This window comes from Modestobacter altitudinis, assembly GCF_005930475.1.
Taxonomy (GTDB): Bacteria; Actinomycetota; Actinomycetes; order Mycobacteriales; family Geodermatophilaceae; genus Modestobacter; species Modestobacter altitudinis.
This window is the reverse complement of record NZ_SJEW01000067.1, coordinates 1-16,797: the sequence shown is the minus strand read 5'-3', so window position 1 is coordinate 16,797 and position 16,797 is coordinate 1. Positions and strand designations below refer to the sequence as shown.

The 16,797-nt window shown below is 74.6% G+C and carries 21 protein-coding genes; 14 read left to right on the top strand and 7 right to left on the bottom strand.

Annotated elements, in window-relative coordinates:
- Positions 1–95 precede the first annotated feature (95 nt).
- Genes FHL79_RS19920 through FHL79_RS19905 form a run of 4 tightly spaced genes read left to right on the top strand, consistent with a single transcriptional unit; the run spans position 96 to position 4,576 of the window.
- Positions 96–800 (top strand): metal-dependent hydrolase, encoded by a 705-nt coding sequence (locus FHL79_RS19920; RefSeq protein WP_138760312.1) that lies wholly within the window; start codon positions 96–98, stop codon positions 798–800.
- Positions 801–822: 22 nt separating this feature from the next.
- A complete protein-coding gene (locus FHL79_RS19915) occupies positions 823–2,172 on the top strand; it encodes an MFS transporter (protein WP_138760311.1) in 1,350 nt (449 codons plus the stop codon).
- Positions 2,169–3,617 (top strand): pyridoxal phosphate-dependent decarboxylase family protein, encoded by a 1,449-nt coding sequence (locus FHL79_RS19910; RefSeq protein WP_138760310.1) that lies wholly within the window; start codon positions 2,169–2,171, stop codon positions 3,615–3,617. The genes FHL79_RS19915 and FHL79_RS19910 overlap by 4 nt, the downstream gene beginning before the upstream one ends.
- Positions 3,614–4,576 carry a 2-hydroxyacid dehydrogenase gene (locus FHL79_RS19905; protein ID WP_138760309.1) on the top strand — a complete coding sequence of 321 codons (963 nt, stop codon included), beginning with the start codon at positions 3,614–3,616 and terminating at the stop codon, positions 4,574–4,576. The genes FHL79_RS19910 and FHL79_RS19905 overlap by 4 nt, the downstream gene beginning before the upstream one ends.
- Here the strand turns inward: FHL79_RS19905 and FHL79_RS19900 are convergent.
- Complete coding sequence (locus FHL79_RS19900; RefSeq protein WP_246081032.1) at positions 4,560–4,958, bottom strand: S26 family signal peptidase; 399 nt, start codon at positions 4,956–4,958, stop codon at positions 4,560–4,562. The two genes, FHL79_RS19905 and FHL79_RS19900, sit on opposite strands and share 17 nt — an antisense overlap.
- 52 nt (positions 4,959–5,010) lie before the next feature.
- On the opposite strand from FHL79_RS19900, the gene sodN reads away from it, so the two are divergent.
- From sodN to FHL79_RS19870, 6 genes are all read left to right on the top strand, one after another.
- The gene (gene sodN, locus FHL79_RS19895) at positions 5,011–5,415 is read left to right on the top strand and encodes a superoxide dismutase, Ni (RefSeq protein WP_138760307.1); all 405 of its coding nucleotides are present in this window, start codon (positions 5,011–5,013) and stop codon (positions 5,413–5,415) included.
- A 116-nt stretch (positions 5,416–5,531) separates the two neighbouring features.
- Positions 5,532–6,764, top strand: coding sequence for a PP2C family protein-serine/threonine phosphatase (locus FHL79_RS19890; RefSeq protein WP_138760306.1), 1,233 nt, complete (start codon positions 5,532–5,534; stop codon positions 6,762–6,764).
- Positions 6,765–6,817: 53 nt separating this feature from the next.
- Entirely contained in the window at positions 6,818–7,483 is a 666-nt protein-coding gene (locus FHL79_RS19885) for a phosphatidylserine decarboxylase (protein WP_138760305.1), read from the top strand.
- 14 nt (positions 7,484–7,497) lie between these two features.
- Positions 7,498–8,292: a CDP-diacylglycerol--serine O-phosphatidyltransferase gene (pssA, locus tag FHL79_RS19880; protein ID WP_138760304.1), complete on the top strand. Its 795-nt coding sequence runs from the start codon at positions 7,498–7,500 to the stop codon at positions 8,290–8,292.
- The gene (locus tag FHL79_RS19875) at positions 8,289–8,804 is read left to right on the top strand and encodes a GNAT family N-acetyltransferase (RefSeq protein ID WP_138760303.1); all 516 of its coding nucleotides are present in this window, start codon (positions 8,289–8,291) and stop codon (positions 8,802–8,804) included. The genes pssA and FHL79_RS19875 overlap by 4 nt, the downstream gene beginning before the upstream one ends.
- Positions 8,801–9,583, top strand: a complete 783-nt coding sequence (locus FHL79_RS19870) for an HAD-IIA family hydrolase (RefSeq protein ID WP_218938527.1) — start codon at positions 8,801–8,803, stop codon at positions 9,581–9,583. The genes FHL79_RS19875 and FHL79_RS19870 overlap by 4 nt, the downstream gene beginning before the upstream one ends.
- A 10-nt stretch (positions 9,584–9,593) precedes the next feature.
- On the opposite strand, the gene FHL79_RS19865 is transcribed toward FHL79_RS19870, so the two are convergent.
- Complete coding sequence (locus FHL79_RS19865; protein WP_138760302.1) at positions 9,594–10,085, bottom strand: hypothetical protein; 492 nt, start codon at positions 10,083–10,085, stop codon at positions 9,594–9,596.
- Between the two features lie 78 nt (positions 10,086–10,163).
- On the opposite strand from FHL79_RS19865, the gene FHL79_RS19860 reads away from it, so the two are divergent.
- Positions 10,164–11,129, top strand: a complete 966-nt coding sequence (locus FHL79_RS19860; protein WP_138760301.1) for a diacylglycerol/lipid kinase family protein — start codon at positions 10,164–10,166, stop codon at positions 11,127–11,129.
- Between the two features lie 353 nt (positions 11,130–11,482).
- The gene (locus FHL79_RS19855; RefSeq protein WP_014742526.1) at positions 11,483–11,734 is read left to right on the top strand and encodes a WhiB family transcriptional regulator; all 252 of its coding nucleotides are present in this window, start codon (positions 11,483–11,485) and stop codon (positions 11,732–11,734) included.
- Between the two features lie 94 nt (positions 11,735–11,828).
- On the opposite strand, the gene FHL79_RS19850 is transcribed toward FHL79_RS19855, so the two are convergent.
- Positions 11,829–13,310 carry a sensor histidine kinase gene (locus FHL79_RS19850; protein ID WP_138760300.1) on the bottom strand — a complete coding sequence of 494 codons (1,482 nt, stop codon included), beginning with the start codon at positions 13,308–13,310 and terminating at the stop codon, positions 11,829–11,831.
- A gap of 55 nt (positions 13,311–13,365) precedes the next feature.
- Between FHL79_RS19850 and FHL79_RS19845 the strand changes: the two genes are divergently transcribed.
- A complete protein-coding gene (locus tag FHL79_RS19845) occupies positions 13,366–13,863 on the top strand; it encodes a GNAT family N-acetyltransferase (RefSeq protein ID WP_138760299.1) in 498 nt (165 codons plus the stop codon).
- A gap of 9 nt (positions 13,864–13,872) precedes the next feature.
- Here FHL79_RS19845 and FHL79_RS19840 read toward each other — a convergent pair whose 3' ends face one another.
- Positions 13,873–14,091 (bottom strand): biotin/lipoyl-binding carrier protein, encoded by a 219-nt coding sequence (locus FHL79_RS19840; RefSeq protein ID WP_218938526.1) that lies wholly within the window; start codon positions 14,089–14,091, stop codon positions 13,873–13,875.
- A gap of 98 nt (positions 14,092–14,189) precedes the next feature.
- A complete protein-coding gene (locus FHL79_RS19835; protein ID WP_138760297.1) occupies positions 14,190–15,242 on the bottom strand; it encodes a biotin carboxylase N-terminal domain-containing protein in 1,053 nt (350 codons plus the stop codon).
- 191 nt (positions 15,243–15,433) lie between these two features.
- On the opposite strand from FHL79_RS19835, the gene FHL79_RS26635 reads away from it, so the two are divergent.
- Positions 15,434–15,508, top strand: coding sequence for a 50S ribosomal protein bL37 (locus FHL79_RS26635; RefSeq protein WP_014742531.1), 75 nt, complete (start codon positions 15,434–15,436; stop codon positions 15,506–15,508).
- Positions 15,509–15,586: 78 nt separating this feature from the next.
- Here FHL79_RS26635 and rsrA read toward each other — a convergent pair whose 3' ends face one another.
- Complete coding sequence (gene rsrA, locus FHL79_RS19830) at positions 15,587–15,943, bottom strand: mycothiol system anti-sigma-R factor (RefSeq protein ID WP_138760296.1); 357 nt, start codon at positions 15,941–15,943, stop codon at positions 15,587–15,589.
- A gap of 73 nt (positions 15,944–16,016) precedes the next feature.
- Complete coding sequence (locus tag FHL79_RS19825; protein WP_138760295.1) at positions 16,017–16,712, bottom strand: sigma-70 family RNA polymerase sigma factor; 696 nt, start codon at positions 16,710–16,712, stop codon at positions 16,017–16,019.
- Between the last annotated feature and the right edge of the window lie 85 nt (positions 16,713–16,797).

Here is a 16,797-nt window from a genome sequence, read left to right as displayed (position 1 = left end):
TGGCATCGGTCACCTCCGCCCGTCCCGACCGAGCAGGCCGCCGTCAGTGGGCGCGCCTCCGGCGGTTGCGGGCCGTACGGGGAGACGCTGCGTCCGTGCTCGGTCACTCGCATGCTCTGTCCGGTCTCGCCGTCGGCGCCGCGACGCTGCCGTGGGCCCCCGTCCACGGCACCGTGGCCCAGGTCGCCTGGGTGTCGGCCGTCGGCGGGTTCGCGATGCTGCCCGACCTGGACCAGAAGGGGTCGACGATCAGCCGGATGTGGGGCCCGCTCACCGACGTCCCGTCCGGCGTGGTGAACGCCGTCTCCCGCGGCCACCGGTGGGGCACGCACGACGCCGTCCTGGGGCCGTTGGCCTTCGGGCTGCTGGCCTACGCCGCGGCCTGGAATCACTGGTCGAGCCTGCTGCTGCTGGCGCTGGCCATCGGGCTCGCCCTGCGGGCGCTGCACGTCGTCATCCCGGGCCGGGCGGAGAACACCGTCCTCGGGAACCTGGTGCTCTCCTGGGGTGGGGCCTGGCTGTTGCTGGCGCACAGCCCCAGCCCGGCCTGGCTGCCGATGGCCGTCGCCGTCGGCGTGCTCACGCACATCGCCGGGGACGGGCTGACCAAGGAGGGCGTCCCCGTCCCGCTGGTCTGGCTCGTCCGGCGCAGCCGGCTCGCCCCGGTGCACCTGCACACCGGTGCCGTCGTGGAGCGGGCCGTGCTCGTCCCGCTCTTCGTGGTGGCGACCGTGGCGTTCCTCTACGCCAACACCGGCGCCCACACGCTGGTCGACCCGATCCTGGCCCGACTCGGCTGATCGGGCACTACGGTCGGCGGCTGTGACTGGCGTCGCCCCCGCGCCCCGGCTCGGCCGACGCACCCACCTCGGCTACGCGCTGGGTTCGGTCGGGACGGCGGCGTTCGGCACCGTCCCCGGGCTCCTGCTGCTGTACTACCTGACCGACGTGCTCGGCATCGGCGCCGGGACAGCCGGCCTGGTCGTCTTCGCACCCAAGGCGTGGGACGTCGTGCTGAACCCGTGGATCGGGAGCCGGTCGGACCGGACGGAGAGCCGCTGGGGTCCGCGCCGGCCGTGGATGGCCGCCGGTGGGGTGTGCCTGCCGCCGCTGTTCGTGCTGGTCTTCGCCGGTCCGGATGCGCCGCCGGCGCTGGCCGCGGTCTGGGTGGCCGCCACCTTCCTGCTGGCGGCGACCGCCTACGGCTGCTTCCAGGTGCCCTACGTGGCGCAGCCGGCCGAGATCACCGACGACCCGGGCGAGCGGGCCACGCTGATGTCCTGGCGGGTCGCCGCCCTGGCGGTGGGCATCCTGCTGGCCGGCGCGGGCGCCCCGGCGGTGGTCGACGCCTTCGGCGGCGGCCGGGCGGGGCACCTGGCCATGGCCGTCATCGTGGCCGTGCTGCTGGCCGGCGGGATGCTCGGCGCGGTCGCCGGCACGCGCGGCGCACCGACCCTCACCCGGGTCCGCAGCGAGGGCCGGCTGGGCGCCAACGTGCTGCTGGCCTGGCGGTCCCGGCCCTTCCGGCTGCTGCTGACCGGCTTCGGGGTCCAGGCCCTCGGCATCGGCGTGATGCTGGCCGGGGTGCCGTACTACGCACGGCAGGTCCTCGGCGACCCGGCCGCCGGCTCGGTCCTGTTCGCCGGGCTGGTCGGCCCCGCGGTGCTGGTCATGCCGCTGTGGCTGCGGGTGAGCCGGCGGTGGGGCAAGCGGACCGGCCTGCTCGCCGCGTCGACGCTGTTCGTGGTGGGTGCCGCCGCGTTGGCCCTGGGCGACGTCGTCGGCACCGGCCCGGTCATCGCCTCCGTCGTGCTGGTCGGGATCGGCTACGCCGGCATGCAGATGTTCCCGCTCGCGATGCTGCCCGACGTCATCGCCGCCGACGAGGCCGCGTCCGGGGCCCGTCGGGCCGGGGTGTTCACCGGCGTCTGGACGGCGGCGGAGACCCTCGGGCTGGCCATCGGCCCCGGGGTGCTGGGCGGCCTGCTCGGACTGGCCGGCTACGTCTCCACCAGCGGGGACGACGTGGTGGCCCAGCCCGCCGCCGCCGACACCACCGTGCTGCTCGGGTTCAGCCTGCTGCCCGCCGCGCTGGTGCTCGCGTCGCTGCCCGTGCTCGCCCGCTACCGGCTCACCCCGCTCCCCCACCCCGACCAGGAGGTCCCCGCGTGAACCCGTCGGACGTGCTCGCCGAACTGACCGCGCTGCAGGCTGGCGACGTGCCCACGCACGGCGGCGCCACGATGGCCTACGTCTACGACTCCGGCCACGCCGGGGTCGACGACCTCGCCGCGGCCGCGCAGGCGGCCTACCAGTGGACGAACGCCCTGGACCCGACCGCCTTCCCGAGCGTCGCGCGGATCGAGAACGACCTGGTCGGCGCGGCGGCCGCGCTGCTGGGCGGCGGCCCGGCGACGGTCGGCACGGTGACCAGTGGTGGCACCGAGAGCTGCCTGCTGGCGGTGCTCGCCGCGCGCGAGCGGTGGCGGGCGGGCGGTCGGGGTGCGGGCCGGCCGCGGTTGCTGCTCCCGGTCACCGCGCACGCCGCCTTCCGCAAGGCCGCCCACCTCTTCGACCTCGAGGTGGTCGACCTCCCCGTCGACCCGGTCACCTGCCGGGTGCTCCCGGCGGCGGTCGCCGGCGCGCTCGACGACCGGGCGGCCCTGGTGGTGGTCAGCGCGCCGTCCTACCCGCACGGCGTGCTCGACCCGGTCGGCGAGGTCGCGGCGCTGGCCGCCGCGGCCGGGGTGCCGTGCCACGTCGACGCCTGCATCGGCGGCTGGGTGCTGCCCTTCCTGGACGACGTCCCGGAGCCCTTCGACCTGTCCGTCCCGGGGGTCACGTCGCTGTCGGTCGACCTGCACAAGTACGGCTACGCGCCGAAGGGCGTCTCGGTGCTGCTCGCCGCGGACGCGGAGCTGCGGCACGCGCACTGGTTCAGCACCGCCGGCTGGCCCGGCTACCCGGTGGTGAACCCGACGCTGGCCGGCACCCGCCCGGCGGGCCCGATGGCCGCAGCCTGGGCCGTGCAGCGGGAACTCGGCACCGACGGCTACCGGCAGCTGGCGCGCAGCGCCCGGGACGCGACCGTGGCGCTGGCCGGGGGGATCTCCGCACTCCCCGGGCTGCGGGTCGTGGGCCGGCCGGTGTCGACACTGGTGGCGGTCGCGGAGGACGGCCCGGACGGCGTCGACGTGCTGCACCTGGCCGACGAGATGACCGCACGGGGCTGGCTGCTGCAGCCGCAGCCACCGTTCGACCAACCCGGCGGGGCGCTGCCGGCCACGCTGCACCTGACCGTGACCGGGGCGACCGCCGGCCGGGTCGAGGCCCTGCTGGCCGACCTCGCGGACGCGGCGCGCTCAGCGGCGGCACTCCCCCGGCCGCAGGCCGATCCGGCGCTCGTGGCCGCCGCGGCCACCATCGACCCGGCGGCGCTCACCGTCGCCGAGGTCGAGGGGCTGCTGGAGCTGGCCGGTGTCGGCGGTGGCCGGCTGCCCGAGCGGATGGCGCCGGTGCACGCGCTGGTGTCGGCCCTCCCCCGGCCGGTGGCCGAGCGCCTGCTGGCCGGGGTGCTCGGGCAGGTGTACCGGCCGAGCACGGTGGTCAGCTCGTGACCGGCCACGTGTACGTCACCCGGCTGCTGACCGATGACGGGATGGCGGCGGTCGCTGCGCTCGGGCTGCCGGTCGTCGTCGGGCAGGAGGAACCGCCCACCACGGCAGAGCTGCTCCGGGACGCCGCCGGCGCGGTCGCGATCGTCTCCACCCTCACCGACCGGGTCGACGCCGCGGTGCTGGACGCCGCGGGTGCCGGGTTGCAGGTGGTGGCCAACGTCGCGGTCGGCTACGACAACGTCGACGTGGCGGCGGCCCGGGCTCGGGGCGTGGCCGTGACCAACACCCCCGGCGTCCTGGACGGCGCGACGGCGGACCTGACGATGGGCCTGGTGCTCGCCGCCGCCCGCCGGATCGCCGAGGGCGACCGGTTCCTGCGCACCGGGACGCCGTGGGTGTGGGGACCGCGGATGCTCGTCGGCCTGGACCTCTCCGCCGGTGCCACGCTGGGCATCGTCGGCTACGGCCGCATCGGCCGGGCCGTCGCCCGCCGCGCGCGGGCCTTCGACCTGCGGGTGCTGGCCACCCCCACCCGGGCCGAGCTGGACCCGGCCGAGCGCGCGGCCGTCGAGTTCCGCGAGCTGCCCGAGCTGCTCGCCGCCTCCGACGTCGTGACCCTGCACTGCCCGCTGACCCCGCAGACGCACCACCTGGTCGACGACGCGGCGCTGGCCCGCATGCAGCCGACCGCGCTGCTGGTCAACACCGCGCGCGGCGGCGTCGTGGACACCGATGCCCTGGTCCGGGCGCTGACCGAGGGCCGGCTGGGCGGCGCGGCACTGGACGTCTTCGAGGACGAGCCGCACGTCGACCCGCGACTGCTCGCGCTGCCGCAGGTGGTGCTCACCCCGCACCTGGGCAGCGCCGGCGCCCGCACCCGCAGCGCGATGTGCGGTCTCGCCGTCGACAACGTCGCCGCCGTCCTCGCCGGACGCCCGCCGCTCAACCCCGTGGCGTAGCCACGGCGCCGCCGGGCGGTGGAGCGAGGCGCTGCGGCCGGGGCCACAGCCGGAGGACGACGCGGCCCACGACGACCGCCGGGCCGAACACCCGGCTGTCGTCGCCGACGAGCGGGTTGTCGCCCTCCACCCAGTGCCCGCCCGGGACTGCGCGGCGCACGCGCTTGACCACGAGCAGGTCCGGGCGCGCGGGGAACCGGGCCAGCACGACGTCCCCGTTCTGGACCCGGCCGGACCGCCGGACCCGGCGGACCAGCAACCGGTCACCGTGCCGCACGGTCGGCGACATCGACGGGCCGGTGACCCGGGCGAGCACCCACCGGGTGGCCAGGCCAGGAGCGTCGTCCGGGCCGCGACCGCTGGACGTGTTCGCGCTGATCACCCCGAGTAGGGTCGCAGACGATCGATCTCCCACGAACCCGGAGGCACCCCCCATGCGTCTGTCCCGCATGTTCTCCGCCGTGGAGGCCACCGCGCACTGCGACCTCCCCTGCGGCGTGTACGACCCGGCCCAGGCCCGCATCGAGGCCGAGTCGGTCAAGGCCATCCAGGAGAAGTACCAGGCCAACGAGGACCCGGTGTTCCGGACCCGCGCCATCCTGATCAAGGAGCAGCGGTCGGACCTGGCCAAGCACCACCTGTGGGTGCTGTGGACCGACTACTTCAAGCCCCCGCACTTCGAGAAGTACCCGCAGCTGCACGAGCTGTTCAACAAGGCCACCAAGCAGGCCGGCGCCGCCGGCGGCAAGGGCAGCATGGACCCGGCCGAGGGCCAGAAGCTCCTCGACTACATCGCAGAGATCGACAAGATCTTCTGGGAGACCAAGGCCGCTGCCTGACGAACGACCCCGTCACTGCCGGGTCGCCCTCCGGGGCGGCCCGGCAGTGCTGTCCCCTGCCGCCGCCGCTGGACCCGGTGTCGGCCGCTCCGCCCCGACCTTGGAGAGACCGCGCCGTGAGCCCCCGTTTCGACCTGCGCTCGTTGCTCGACCGGGTGGAGTCCGCCGCGCCGATCGACGCCGTGGCGGCGGTCGCCGACCAGCTGGCCGTCCTCTCGGATGCCACCAAGGTCTCCTTCCTCATCACCGACTTCAGCGGCCACGCCCTGGTCCGGTTGAGCACTGCCGAGCGGACGCCGGACGGCACGCGAACCCGCGGCCCGGAGGCGGCGGAGACGGTCCCGCTCGACGGGACGGTCTACGACGAGGTGCTGCGCACCCAGCAGGCCGACGTCTCGGTCACCGACCGCGGCGTGCGCATGGTGGTCCCGGTCACCGACCGGGGTGACGCGATGGGCCTGTTGGAGCTCATGCTCCCGGTCGCGCCCGACGAGGAGGTGCAGGCCGACATCCGGGCCGCCGGCCACGCCCTCGCCTACGTGATCATCGCCAACCGCCGGCACACCGACCTGTTCGAGTGGGGCCAGCGGACCACCCCGTTCTCGCTCGCCGCGGAGATCCAGCGCCGGCTGCTGCCGGCTGCCTTCACCTGCGAGGCCGGGCAGTTCACCCTGGCCGGCTGGCTGGAACCCGCTGCCAGCGTCGGCGGGGACACCTTCGACTACGCGCTGGACCGGGACGCCCTGCAGGTGTCGATCACCGACGCGGTCGGCCACGAGGTGAGCGCGTCGCTGCTGGCCACCCTGCTGGTCGGCAGCCTCCGCAACGAGCGCCGTCGCGGGCTGCCGCTGGACGAGCAGGTGCACAACGCCGACGTCGCCCTGGCGGAGAACGCCGAGCCCGGCCAGTTCGTCACCGGCCAGGTGATGCGGGTCGACCTGCGCACCGGGCACGCGCAGATCGTCAACGCCGGGCACCCGCTCCCGCTGCGGCTGCGCGACGGCCGGGTGGAGGAGGTCGAGCTCGCCGTCGACGTCCCGTTCGGCGTCGAGCCGGGGTGGCCGTTCCGGGTGCAGGAGTTCCCGCTGGAGCCCGGCGACCGGATCGTGTTCGTCACCGACGGCATGCAGGAGCGCAACGCCGCCGAGCTCGACGTCGCCGCCGCGCTGGCCGGCAGTACCGAACTGCACCCCCGGGAGGTCGTGCACGCGCTGGGGACGGCGGTCATGCGCGCCACCGGCGGACAGCTCCGCGACGACGCCACGGTGGTGTGCCTGGACTGGTACGGCGGGCCGCCACGGGCCCGGGACAGCGACGGCGGGGCCGGCCGCGGGCTCGCCTCGCGCTGACCGACCGGCGCGGCCCCGGTGCCGTGGTCACGCACCGGTAACCTCGGACTGCGATGCGCATCGACCGGGCCGGCTGGCCCTTCCTCGCCGTCCCGCTCGGCCTTGCTGCGGCACTCGCCGCCCTGGGCCGGGCGACCGGACGCCGCTCGGCCCGCCTGGCGGCGTGGCCGCTCCTCGCTCTGCTCGGGTACCTGGCGGTGTTCTTCCGCGACCCGGACCGGCGCTGCGACGTCGTCCCGCCGGCCTCGGACGAGGTGCTCTCCCCGGCCGACGGCGTCGTCATGGTGGCCGGCGAGCCGCAGCCCGGGGTGGCTCCGGAGGGCGACTGGCAGCAGGTGAGCGTCTTCCTGTCCGTCGTCGACGTGCACGTCAACCGCGCCCCGTACCGCGGGCAGGTCACCGAGTACAGCTACCGGCCGGGCAGCTTCCTCGCCGCGTACCGCAAGGAGAGCGCGCACCGCAACGAGCGCAGCGAGCTGTGGGTCCGTGACGGCGACCGGACGGTCGTCTTCCGCCAGATCGTCGGCGTGCTGGCCCGCCGCATCGTCACCCGGGTCGGCGTCGGGGCGCAGGTGGCGACCGGGGAGCGGATCGGGCTGATGAAGTTCGGGTCCCGGATGGACGTCTTCGTGCCGCGCGAGTGCACGGTCACCGTCACCGAGGGGCAGCGCGTGCGTGGCGGGGAGACCGTCATCGCCCGCTGGCCCGCGCCCCGCTGAGCGGGGAGAGCGGGATGCCGGGCAGGCGCACGACCGTGGAGTTCGTCCGCGGCTCGGTCCGCGGCGGGCGGCGGCGGGCGCGCTCGTGGCTGCCCAGCCTGTTCACGCTGGCCAACATGATGTGCGGCTTCTTCGCCATCCTGGTCGCCTTCCGCGGCGAGTACCGGCTGGCCTGCGCCCTCATCGCGCTGTCGGTCGTCTTCGACATCGCCGACGGCGCGGTCGCCCGGCTGGTGGGCGCCGTCTCGCCGTTCGGGCTGCAGTTCGACTCGCTCGCCGACCTGGTCTCCTTCGGCCTGGCGCCGTCCCTGCTGGTGTTCGCGCTGTTCTCCGACGGCCGGGACTCCCTCGACGCGCTGGGCTGGATCGCCTGCTTCCTGTGGGTGGCCTGCGCGGCCATCCGGCTGGCCCGGTTCAACACCACGATCGACCCGACGGCGGACAAGCGGTACTTCACCGGCCTGCCCAGTCCGGGCGCCGCCGGGGTGGTGCTGGCCAGCGTCTTCGCCTTCGCCGACCTCATGCAGGGCCGGGACCGGCTGTGGATGCTGCTGGTAGTCCTCGTCCCCGGGCTGCTGATGGTCAGCAACGTCCGCTACCGCTCGTTCCGGTCCCTGGTCAGCCCCAAGAGCGGGAAGCCCTATGGTCTGGTCGTCACCGTGGTCGTCGTGCTGATCGGGCTGGTCACGGTGCCGACGGTGACCTGCTGCGTGGTGGCCTACAGCTACCTGGTCTCGCCGCTGGTGATGCCCGTGCTGACACCGCTGGGCCGGCTGGTGCCGGACCGGCTCAAGGAGGTCCTCTCGTGAGCGTGCGACCGGTGCGACCGGACGACGTCCCCGCCGTGCTGGGGCTGGTGCGCGAGCTCGCCGCCTACGAGAAGGCCGAGCACGAGGCGCTGATGACCGCCGACCAGCTGGGGTCGGCGTTGTTCGGCGACTCCCCGGCGGTGTTCGGTCACGTCGCGGTCGACGACGAGTCGGCCGAGGTGGTCGGCGTGGCGCTGTGGTTCCTGAACTTCTCCACCTGGCGGGGCACGCACGGCATCCACCTGGAGGACCTCTACGTCAGCCCCGGCTCCCGCGGGAACGGGCACGGCCGGGAGCTGCTGCGCACGCTGGCCCAGGAGTGCGTCGACCGGGGCTTCTCCCGGCTCGAGTGGTCGGTGCTGGACTGGAACACCCCGTCGATCGAGTTCTACAGGGCAGCCGGTGCCGTGCCGATGGACGAGTGGACGGTCTTCCGGCTGACCGACGACGCACTCCCCCGCTTCGCCGCCGACCGGCGCTGGGGCAACCGAGCAGAAGGAGACCAGGCGTGACCACCGAGCGCGGCGAGTCCCAGTGCTGGCTGACCGACATGGACGGCGTCCTCGTGCACGAGGGCAACGCCCTGCCCGGTGCCGCGGACTTCCTGGCCCGGCTGGTGGAGCGCGAGCGCCGGTTCCTGGTGCTCACGAACAACTCGATCTTCACGCCGCGGGACCTCGCTGCGCGGCTCGCGCGCAGCGGCCTCGACGTGCCCGAGAGCGCCATCTGGACCTCGGCTCTGGCGACGGCGGACTTCCTGGCCTCGCAGCTGCCCGGCGGCTCGGCCTACGTCATCGGGGAGGCCGGCCTGACGACCGCCCTGCACGAGGCGGGTTACACGCTCACCGACACCGACCCGGACTACGTCGTCCTCGGCGAGACCCGCAACTACTCGTTCGAGGCGATCACCCGGGCGATCCGGCTGGTCGGCGCGGGGGCGCGGTTCATCGCCACCAACCCCGACGTCACCGGGCCCTCACCGGAGGGCCCGCTGCCGGCCACCGGGTCGGTCGCCGCGATGATCACCAAGGCGACCGGCGCCGAGCCCTACTTCGTCGGCAAGCCCAACCCGATGATGTTCCGCAGCGCGATGAACCGGATCGAGGCGCACTCGGAGTCGACCACGATGATCGGCGACCGGATGGACACCGACGTCGTGGCCGGCATCGAGGCCGGGCTGGACACCATCCTGGTGCTCACCGGCTCCACCCGGGCCGAGGACGTCAGCCGCTTCCCCTTCCGGCCCAGCCGGATCCTGCCCTCGATCGCCGAGGTCATCGACCTGGTCTAGCGGGGGTCCCTCACCGACCGAAGAAGGCCAGCCGGGCCTCGGGGGTGGCCAGCAGGTACAGCTCCACCGCCACGGCGACGAGCACCGGGATGCCGATCAGCGGCCGGTCGGCCTGGAACGCGGCCGTGTACCCCAGGACCGCGAGCAGCAGCTGCAGCACGATCACCGGCCCGCGGGCCCACGCCGACACCCGCCACAGGCCGACGGCCCCGGCGCCCAGCAGCACGCCCGCCATGCCCACGTAGACCACCTCGGCGAGCGCCCGGCCCACGCTGTCCGGCGACCCGGTCAGGGTGAAGTACAGCAGCACCAGCGCGAGCAGCGCGGCCGCAGCCGCCTCGACCGCCACGACCACGGCCGCGCGCCGGACGGCGACCGGAGCCGTGCCGCGCGGCCGCTCCGGCTTCGGCGCGGTCGGCTGTGCCGCACCGCCCAGCAGCCCCTCGGCGCGGGGGCGGCGGCCGGGGGTGTCCCCGTCGTCGTTCGAGACCTGGCCTGGCACGGCGCCGAGGCTACGCCGGGAGGGCTGCCCCGACATGCGCCGTCCAGGTCAGGAGCCGGTGGTCGATAGGTTGAGGGCATGCGTGCGCTGCTGGTGGCGAACCCGGCGGCGACCACGACCACCCGCAAGGTGCGCGACGTGCTGGTGCGGGCGCTGTCCAGCGAGCTGAAGGTCGACGTCGCCGAGACCACGCACCGCGGGCACGCCCGTGAGCTGGCCGTCGAGGCGAGGGCCGACGGGGTCGACGTCGTGGTCACCCTGGGCGGCGACGGCACGGTCAACGAGGCGGCCAACGGGTTGCTCGCCGGCGGGCCCGGCCCGCACGTCCCCACCCTCGCCGTCGTCCCCGGTGGCTCGACCAACGTCTTCTCCCGCGCCCTGGGCCGGTCGCGCGACCCGGTGGAGGCGACCGGCGAGATCCTCGACTCGCTGCGCGCCGGCCGCACCCGCCTGGTGCCCCTGGGCACCGCCTCGGCCCTCACCGGCGACCCGGGGACGGCGGAGGGCTGGACGGTCCCCCGCTGGTTCGTCTTCGCCGCCGGCATCGGCTTCGACGCCGACGTGATCTCCCGGGTCGAGGCCCAGCGGGCCCGCGGACGGCGCTCCACCGGGGCCCTGTACGTCCGCTCGGGGGTCGCGTCGTTCCTGCTCGGGCGGGACCGCCGCCGCCCGCCGCTGACCGTGACGCCGCCCGGGGAGCCCCCGGTCGACGGGCTGTTCCTGGCGCTGGTGTCCAACGTCAGCCCGTGGACCTACCTCGGCGCCCGGCCGGTCAACCCGAGCCCCGAGGCCTCGCTGGACACCGGGCTCGACGTCTACGCGATGGGCCGGGTCGGGGTCGTCCGGATGCTGCACCACCTCCGCCAGACGATGGCCGACCGGCCCGACGCACGCGGCCGCGGCGTGCACCGCTGGCACGACCTGGCCGAGCTCGAGCTGACCGCGACCCGGCCGCAGGGCTGGCAGCTGGACGGCGACCACCTCGGCGTGGCGACCGGCCTGCGGGTGCACTCCGTCCCCGACGCCCTGCGGGTCGTCGTCTGAAAGGACCACCCTTCCCCCCCACGCCTCGCAGGCTCGCCGCGGGCCTCTGAAGGGTGGCCGACGGCGGGGCCCTGCAGAGGGGCCGAACGATCCCCGAAGGCGGGTCTGTCGCAGACGTCACCCGCGACGAGTGGCGGGCCTCGCACACGCATGGTGAGCTTGCTCTCACGGAGCCCGGCGGAGGCCGTCACTGCCTTGACACCTCGGGCTCTCGTGAAAGCATCACAAGCAAGCAACCTGTCGGTAACACGGCGGGCGGTCGCCGTGCCACGCGCTGGACACCAGCGCTGACCTGCGGGGGCGGTCTACGGACCGGCGACCGACATCCTGACGAGATCGAGGAGTACACCGCCATGGACTGGCGCCACCGCGCGCTCTGCCGCGACGAGGACCCGGAGCTCTTCTTCCCCATCGGGACGACGGGCCCTGCGGTCGTGCAGATCGAGCAGGCCAAGGCCGTGTGCCGACGCTGCCCGGTCATGCAGTCGTGCCTCGAGTGGGCACTGAGCTCCGGTCAGGACTCCGGGGTGTGGGGCGGCCTCTCCGAGGACGAGCGCCGCGCCCTCAAGCGCCGCACCGCCCGCACCCGGGTCCGCACCGCCTGACGAAGGACCCCGCTGCCCCCGAAGCTCGCATCGGGGCCCTGCAGCGGGCCGTACGCAACGGGGTCGTCCCTCTCGGGACGGCCCCGTTGCGCGTTCAGCGGCGGGGGCGGCCGGCGCCGGGGATCGTGAGCACCGCCTCGGTACCCGACCCGCCGTCCGCCGGGGCGCCCATCGCGAGGCTGCCGTGCAGTTCGCTGGTGACCAGCGTCCGCACGATCTGCAGCCCCAGCCCGGTGCTGGCCGCCGGGTCGAAGCCCGGCGGCAGCCCTCGGCCGTCGTCGCGCACCCGGACGACCAGGTCGTGCCCGTCCCGGACGGCCGCCAGCACGATCGCGCCTGGCTCACCGTCGGGGAAGGCGTGCTCCGCGGCGTTGTGCAGCAGCTCGGTCACCGCCATCACCAGCGGGGTCGCCGCCGCGGCGGGCAGTTCACCGAAGCTGCCGTCCCGGGTGATCCGGGCGGCCGGTCCGACCGAGGTCACGTCGCCCAGCATCGGCAGCACCTGGTCCAGCACGTCGTCGACCGCGACGACGTCCTCCCGGCTCCCGGCCAGCGTCTCGTGCACGACCGCGATCGACGCCACCCGGCGCACCGACTCCTCGAGCGCCGCCCGGGCGGCCGGCTCGGTCATCCGCCGGGCCTGCAGCCGCAGAAGCGCGGCGACGGTCTGCAGGTTGTTCTTCACCCGGTGGTGGATCTCGCGGATGGTCGCGTCCTTGGTCATCAGCGCCCGGTCCCGGCGGCGCACGTCGGTGACGTCGCGGACCAGGACCAGCGCACCCTCCTCGCCACCGGGGGCCTGCAGCGGCAGTGCGCGCACCAGCATCGTCGCGGCGTCGTTCTCCACGTCCATCGGGTCGGGGAACCGCCCGGCGACGGCGGCGCTGATGCTCGCGGCCACCGCCTCCCCCGCCACCCGGTCGGCCGAGACGCTGCGGGTCACCTCGGCGAGGTCGGAGCCGACCACGTCACCGACGACGCCCATCCGGCGGTAGGCCGACAGCGCGTTGGGGCTGGCGTAGACCGCCCGACCGGCGGCGTCCAGCCGGACCAGCCCGTCGCCGACCCGGGGGCTCATCTCCGCGTCGTCGAGCATCCGCGGCGGGAAGGTGCCGGCGGCCACCATCAGCGAGAGGTCGGCGGCGATGTCGAGGTAGGTGAGCTCCAACGTGGACGGCGACCGGGTGGCGGCCAGGTTGGTGTCCTTGGCCAGGACGGCGACGACCACGCCGTCGTGCCGCACCGGGATGAACTCGCGGCGCCGCGGCGCCGCCCCGGACCAGTCCGGATCGCCCTCGGTGATCGGCCGCCCTGCTCCGTGCGCGGCCACCAGCGGTTCGGCGGCCTCCCCGGTCACCTCGGTGCCCACCAGGTCGTCGGGCTGGCTGGTGGGCGCGGTGAGCGGGCGGACCTGGGCCACACACCACCAGGCCCCGCTCTGCAGCGGCACCCACAGCGTCAGGTCGGCGAAGGACAGGTCGGCCAGCAGCTGCCAGTCGGCGACCAGCCGACGGGCGTGGTCGACCTGGGACGGGCTCGCCGAGCCCCGGGTCAGACGTTCGGACAGGCTGCTCATCGTGGACCGGAGCCTAGGGCGCGACCGGGCACGGCCCTCGACCTACCCTGCCCCGGTGACCTCCTCCGCCCTCACCATCGAGGCTGCCGGCCCGGCCGACTTCGGGCGCATCGCCGAGCTGACCGTCGGCGTCTACACCGGCGAGGCGCTCGCCGAGCCGCACTACGTCCCCCAGCTGGCCGACGTCGCGGGCCGGGCGGACCGCGCCGAGCTGCTCGTGGCCCGGGACGGGTCCGGGACGGTGGTGGGCAGCGTCGCGCTGGTGCTCGCCGGCGACTTCGGCGAGGTCACCGAGTCCGCGGACGAGGCGGCGTTCCGGATGCTCGTCGTGGACGGGGCGCAGCGCGGGCGGGGTGTCGGCGAGGCGCTGGTGCGCAGCTGCCTGGACCGGGCACGCGCGGCCGGGAAGAAGCGCATGGTGCTGTCCACCGACCCCCGGATGACGGCGGCACACCGGCTCTACGAGCGACTGGGCTTCACCCGGCTGCCCGAGCGCGACTGGACGCCGGCGCCCGGCGTCGACCTGCGGGTCTACGCCCGAGATCTGTGCTGAGGGACCCCGTCAGACGACGGTGGCGATGAGGTCGCCCTCCTGGAGGACCTCGCCCTCGACCACGTGCAGCTCGCCGATGGTGCCGGCGCGTTCGGTCAGCACCGGGATCTCCATCTTCATCGACTCGAGGATCACCAGCGTGTCACCGGCCGCGACCTCGCTGCCGGGTGACACGAGGACCTTCCACACGCTGGAGACCATCTCGGCGTGGATCTCCTCGAGCGCCACCGGTCTCTCCTGTCTCACGGGCTGACCCGCCGGACCCGGCGGTGTGCTCATGAAAGCACGGGTCGGGCGGCCGTCCGTGGCCCGCGACGACGGCCGCGTCAGGAGCGGTCGGGGACCAGCGACCCGGCGATGCGCTGCAGGACGCCGCAGACCGCGTCGCCGTCGTGCGGCACCCCGGAGTCCGGCAGGCCGATGAGCACCTCGGTGGCTGCGCTGGCCGCCCGCGCAGCGCTCGGTGCAGCGGCGCTCACCGTGGCCAGCAGCGCGTCGTACCAGCCGTCGAGCCGGTCCCCGGGGTCGTAGCCGCTGACCGCGACGACCTCGGCCCCCAGCAGCGGCCGGCGGCCGCTGCGCGCCGGGACGTCCGGCAGCCGCCCCGTCACCCGGCCGGCGGTGCCCGGGGGCAGCGTGGACCGGAGCTGGACGGCGACCGCGGCGCGTGGCACCGCCGTCTCGACCACCCGGCCCTGGGAGCCGCCGGCCATGCCGCGAAGGGTGAGCTCGACGGCGTCCACGTTGTGCGCCCGCTCGAGCACGGCCATGTCCAGGGAGAAGCCGGCGGCGACCTCGGCCAGTTCACCGCCCGGGTCGATGCCCACGGTCACCAGCCCGCGCCAACCCAGCTCGGGGAGGCGGCGGGCAGCGGCCGGCAGCGGTCCCAGGCCGGCCGGCGGGGTCCAGGAGACCCGCGGCGTCCCGCCGGCCCGGTCCCGCAGCACCGGGGTGACGTGGTGCAGGCCCTCGGCGGTCACCCAGGCCAGGAAGCCCTGCTCGCTCGCCGGCTCGACGCCGTCGCCACCGAGGCGTTCCAGGACCTCCGGGTCCTGCCCGACCCAGGTGAGCCCGGCCTCGGTCACCGCGATGGCCAGCCGTGCGTTTCCGGCCAGGGCCGGGGGCACCGGCAGGACGGCGTCCACCCGGGTCCGCCGGGCGGCCTCGACGATGCGCTGCGCGTCCAGGTAGGACTCGGTCGCCGGCGCCGGGCCGAGCAGCACCGACTCGTCGGCCATCCGCACGTGCCGGGCGTCCCGCTCGGACTCCGAGTACACCGCGACCGACTTCAGGCCGAGCCGGGTGCACGCCCGGATCACCGCGCAGGCCATCGGCCCCCGGCCGGCCACCAGCACGCTCTCCACGGCTGTCTGGACCACGTCGTCCTCCTGCTCCGGCTCGCGCCGGTCTCGTCCCCCGTCGCCCCGGTTGCACACCCCGGGGTCCTGCACCACCGCACGTGCCCACACCGGCACGTGAGATCCTTGCCCGGTCAGCTTGACCGGTTTGCTGGTGTGCGCACCTCATGCCGGCCCCGGACAACACACCCACGAGGGAGAGGAGGGCAGCGATGTCCAAGCGTGGACGCAAGCGGCGCGCCCGCAAGAAGAGCGGCGCCAACCACGGCAAGCGCCCCAACGCCTGAGGAAGGACCCCCTGCTCCCCACCACGCTCGCGAGCTCGCGCGGCGGGCCCCGGCAGGGGGCCATCAGGGGTCGCACCGCTAGGCGGTCGGGCGCTCTCCCTGAGTCTCGGTGACCGACTCGACGGTGGTCCGCTCGACCCACACCTGGGTGCCGTCCTCCTCGAAGGAGACGGTGGTCAGCTGGACCTTGATCCGGTCGCGCAGGCCCACCGGGGTGGGGTCGCCACCGCAGCGGCGCCGGACCAGCGCCTTGAACTCCTGCTCGATGCCGAACTGCCGCAGGCAGGGTGAGCAGTCCTCGAGGTGCTCGGCGATGACCTCGCGCCGCGCGTCGTCGGTCTCGTGGTCGAGGAACTCGAACACGTGGGACAGCACGTCGTCACACGAGGTGATCTCGTCGGCGTCGTGAGCGCTGTTGTGAGCGTCGGTGGTCACGACTCCTCCTCGCTGACGCTCGTCGGCGTCGTGTCCAAGGGTGCTGTGCCCCCGCATGAGCTCGCGAGCTCGCTCATGAGCGCGCCTCCTCTGCAGCTCCGGCGCGGACGAACCCGCGCTCCCGGGCGTAGTCGGCCAGCAGCTTCTGCAGCCCGCGGCGACCGCGGTGCAGCCGGGACATCACCGTGCCGATGGGCGTGCCCATGATCTCGGCGATCTCCTTGTACGCGAAGCCCTCGACGTCGGCGAGGTACACCGCGAGCCGAAAGTCCTCCGGCAGCTGCTGCAGGGCCTCCTTGATGTCGGAGTCCGGCAGGTGGTCCAGCGCCTCGATCTCCGCCGAGCGCAGGCCACTGGAGGTGTGCTCCTCGGCCGCGTAGAGCTGCCAGTCCTGCACCTGCTCGGTGGGGTACTGCTGCGGCTGCCGCTGCTTCTTGCGGTAGCTGTTGATGTAGGTGTTCGTCAGGATCCGGTACAACCAGGCCTTGAGGTTCGTGCCCTCGGCGAACTGGTGGAACGCGGAGTAGGCCTTGACAAAGGTCTCCTGCATTAGGTCCTCGGCGTCGGAGGGGTTGCGGGTCATCCGCAGCGCCGCCGGGTACAGCTGGTCCAGGTAGGGCAGGGCATCCCGCTCGAACCGGGCGTCGCGCTGGGCCCGGCTCTCCGCCTCGGCGGACCGACTGCCGTCAGCGCGCGCCTCGGGTGTCTCCTCGGGGACCGGCAGGGCCGTCTCCTCGGCGGGGGTGTCGATCGCGGGCTCCTCGGGCACCGACCGTCCTCTCTGCGGCGCCCGGGAGCGGGCCACCACGTCGGTCGATCCTAACCGGGTGCGGTCAGGTCGGCCGGGGGGACGG

Excerpts from the sequence above, each read along its gene's own strand:
- sodN (WP_138760307.1), top strand. The coding sequence starts at position 5,011 with ATGCGTCTGTCCCGCATGTTCTCCGCCGTGGAGGCCACCGCGCACTGC.
- FHL79_RS19885 (WP_138760305.1), top strand. The coding sequence starts at position 6,818 with ATGCGCATCGACCGGGCCGGCTGGCCCTTCCTCGCCGTCCCGCTCGGC.
- FHL79_RS19850 (WP_138760300.1), bottom strand. The coding sequence starts at position 13,310 with ATGAGCAGCCTGTCCGAACGTCTGACCCGGGGCTCGGCGAGCCCGTCC.
- FHL79_RS19860 (WP_138760301.1), top strand. The coding sequence starts at position 10,164 with ATGCGTGCGCTGCTGGTGGCGAACCCGGCGGCGACCACGACCACCCGC.
- FHL79_RS19855 (WP_014742526.1), top strand. The coding sequence starts at position 11,483 with ATGGACTGGCGCCACCGCGCGCTCTGCCGCGACGAGGACCCGGAGCTC.
- pssA (WP_138760304.1), top strand. The coding sequence starts at position 7,498 with ATGCCGGGCAGGCGCACGACCGTGGAGTTCGTCCGCGGCTCGGTCCGC.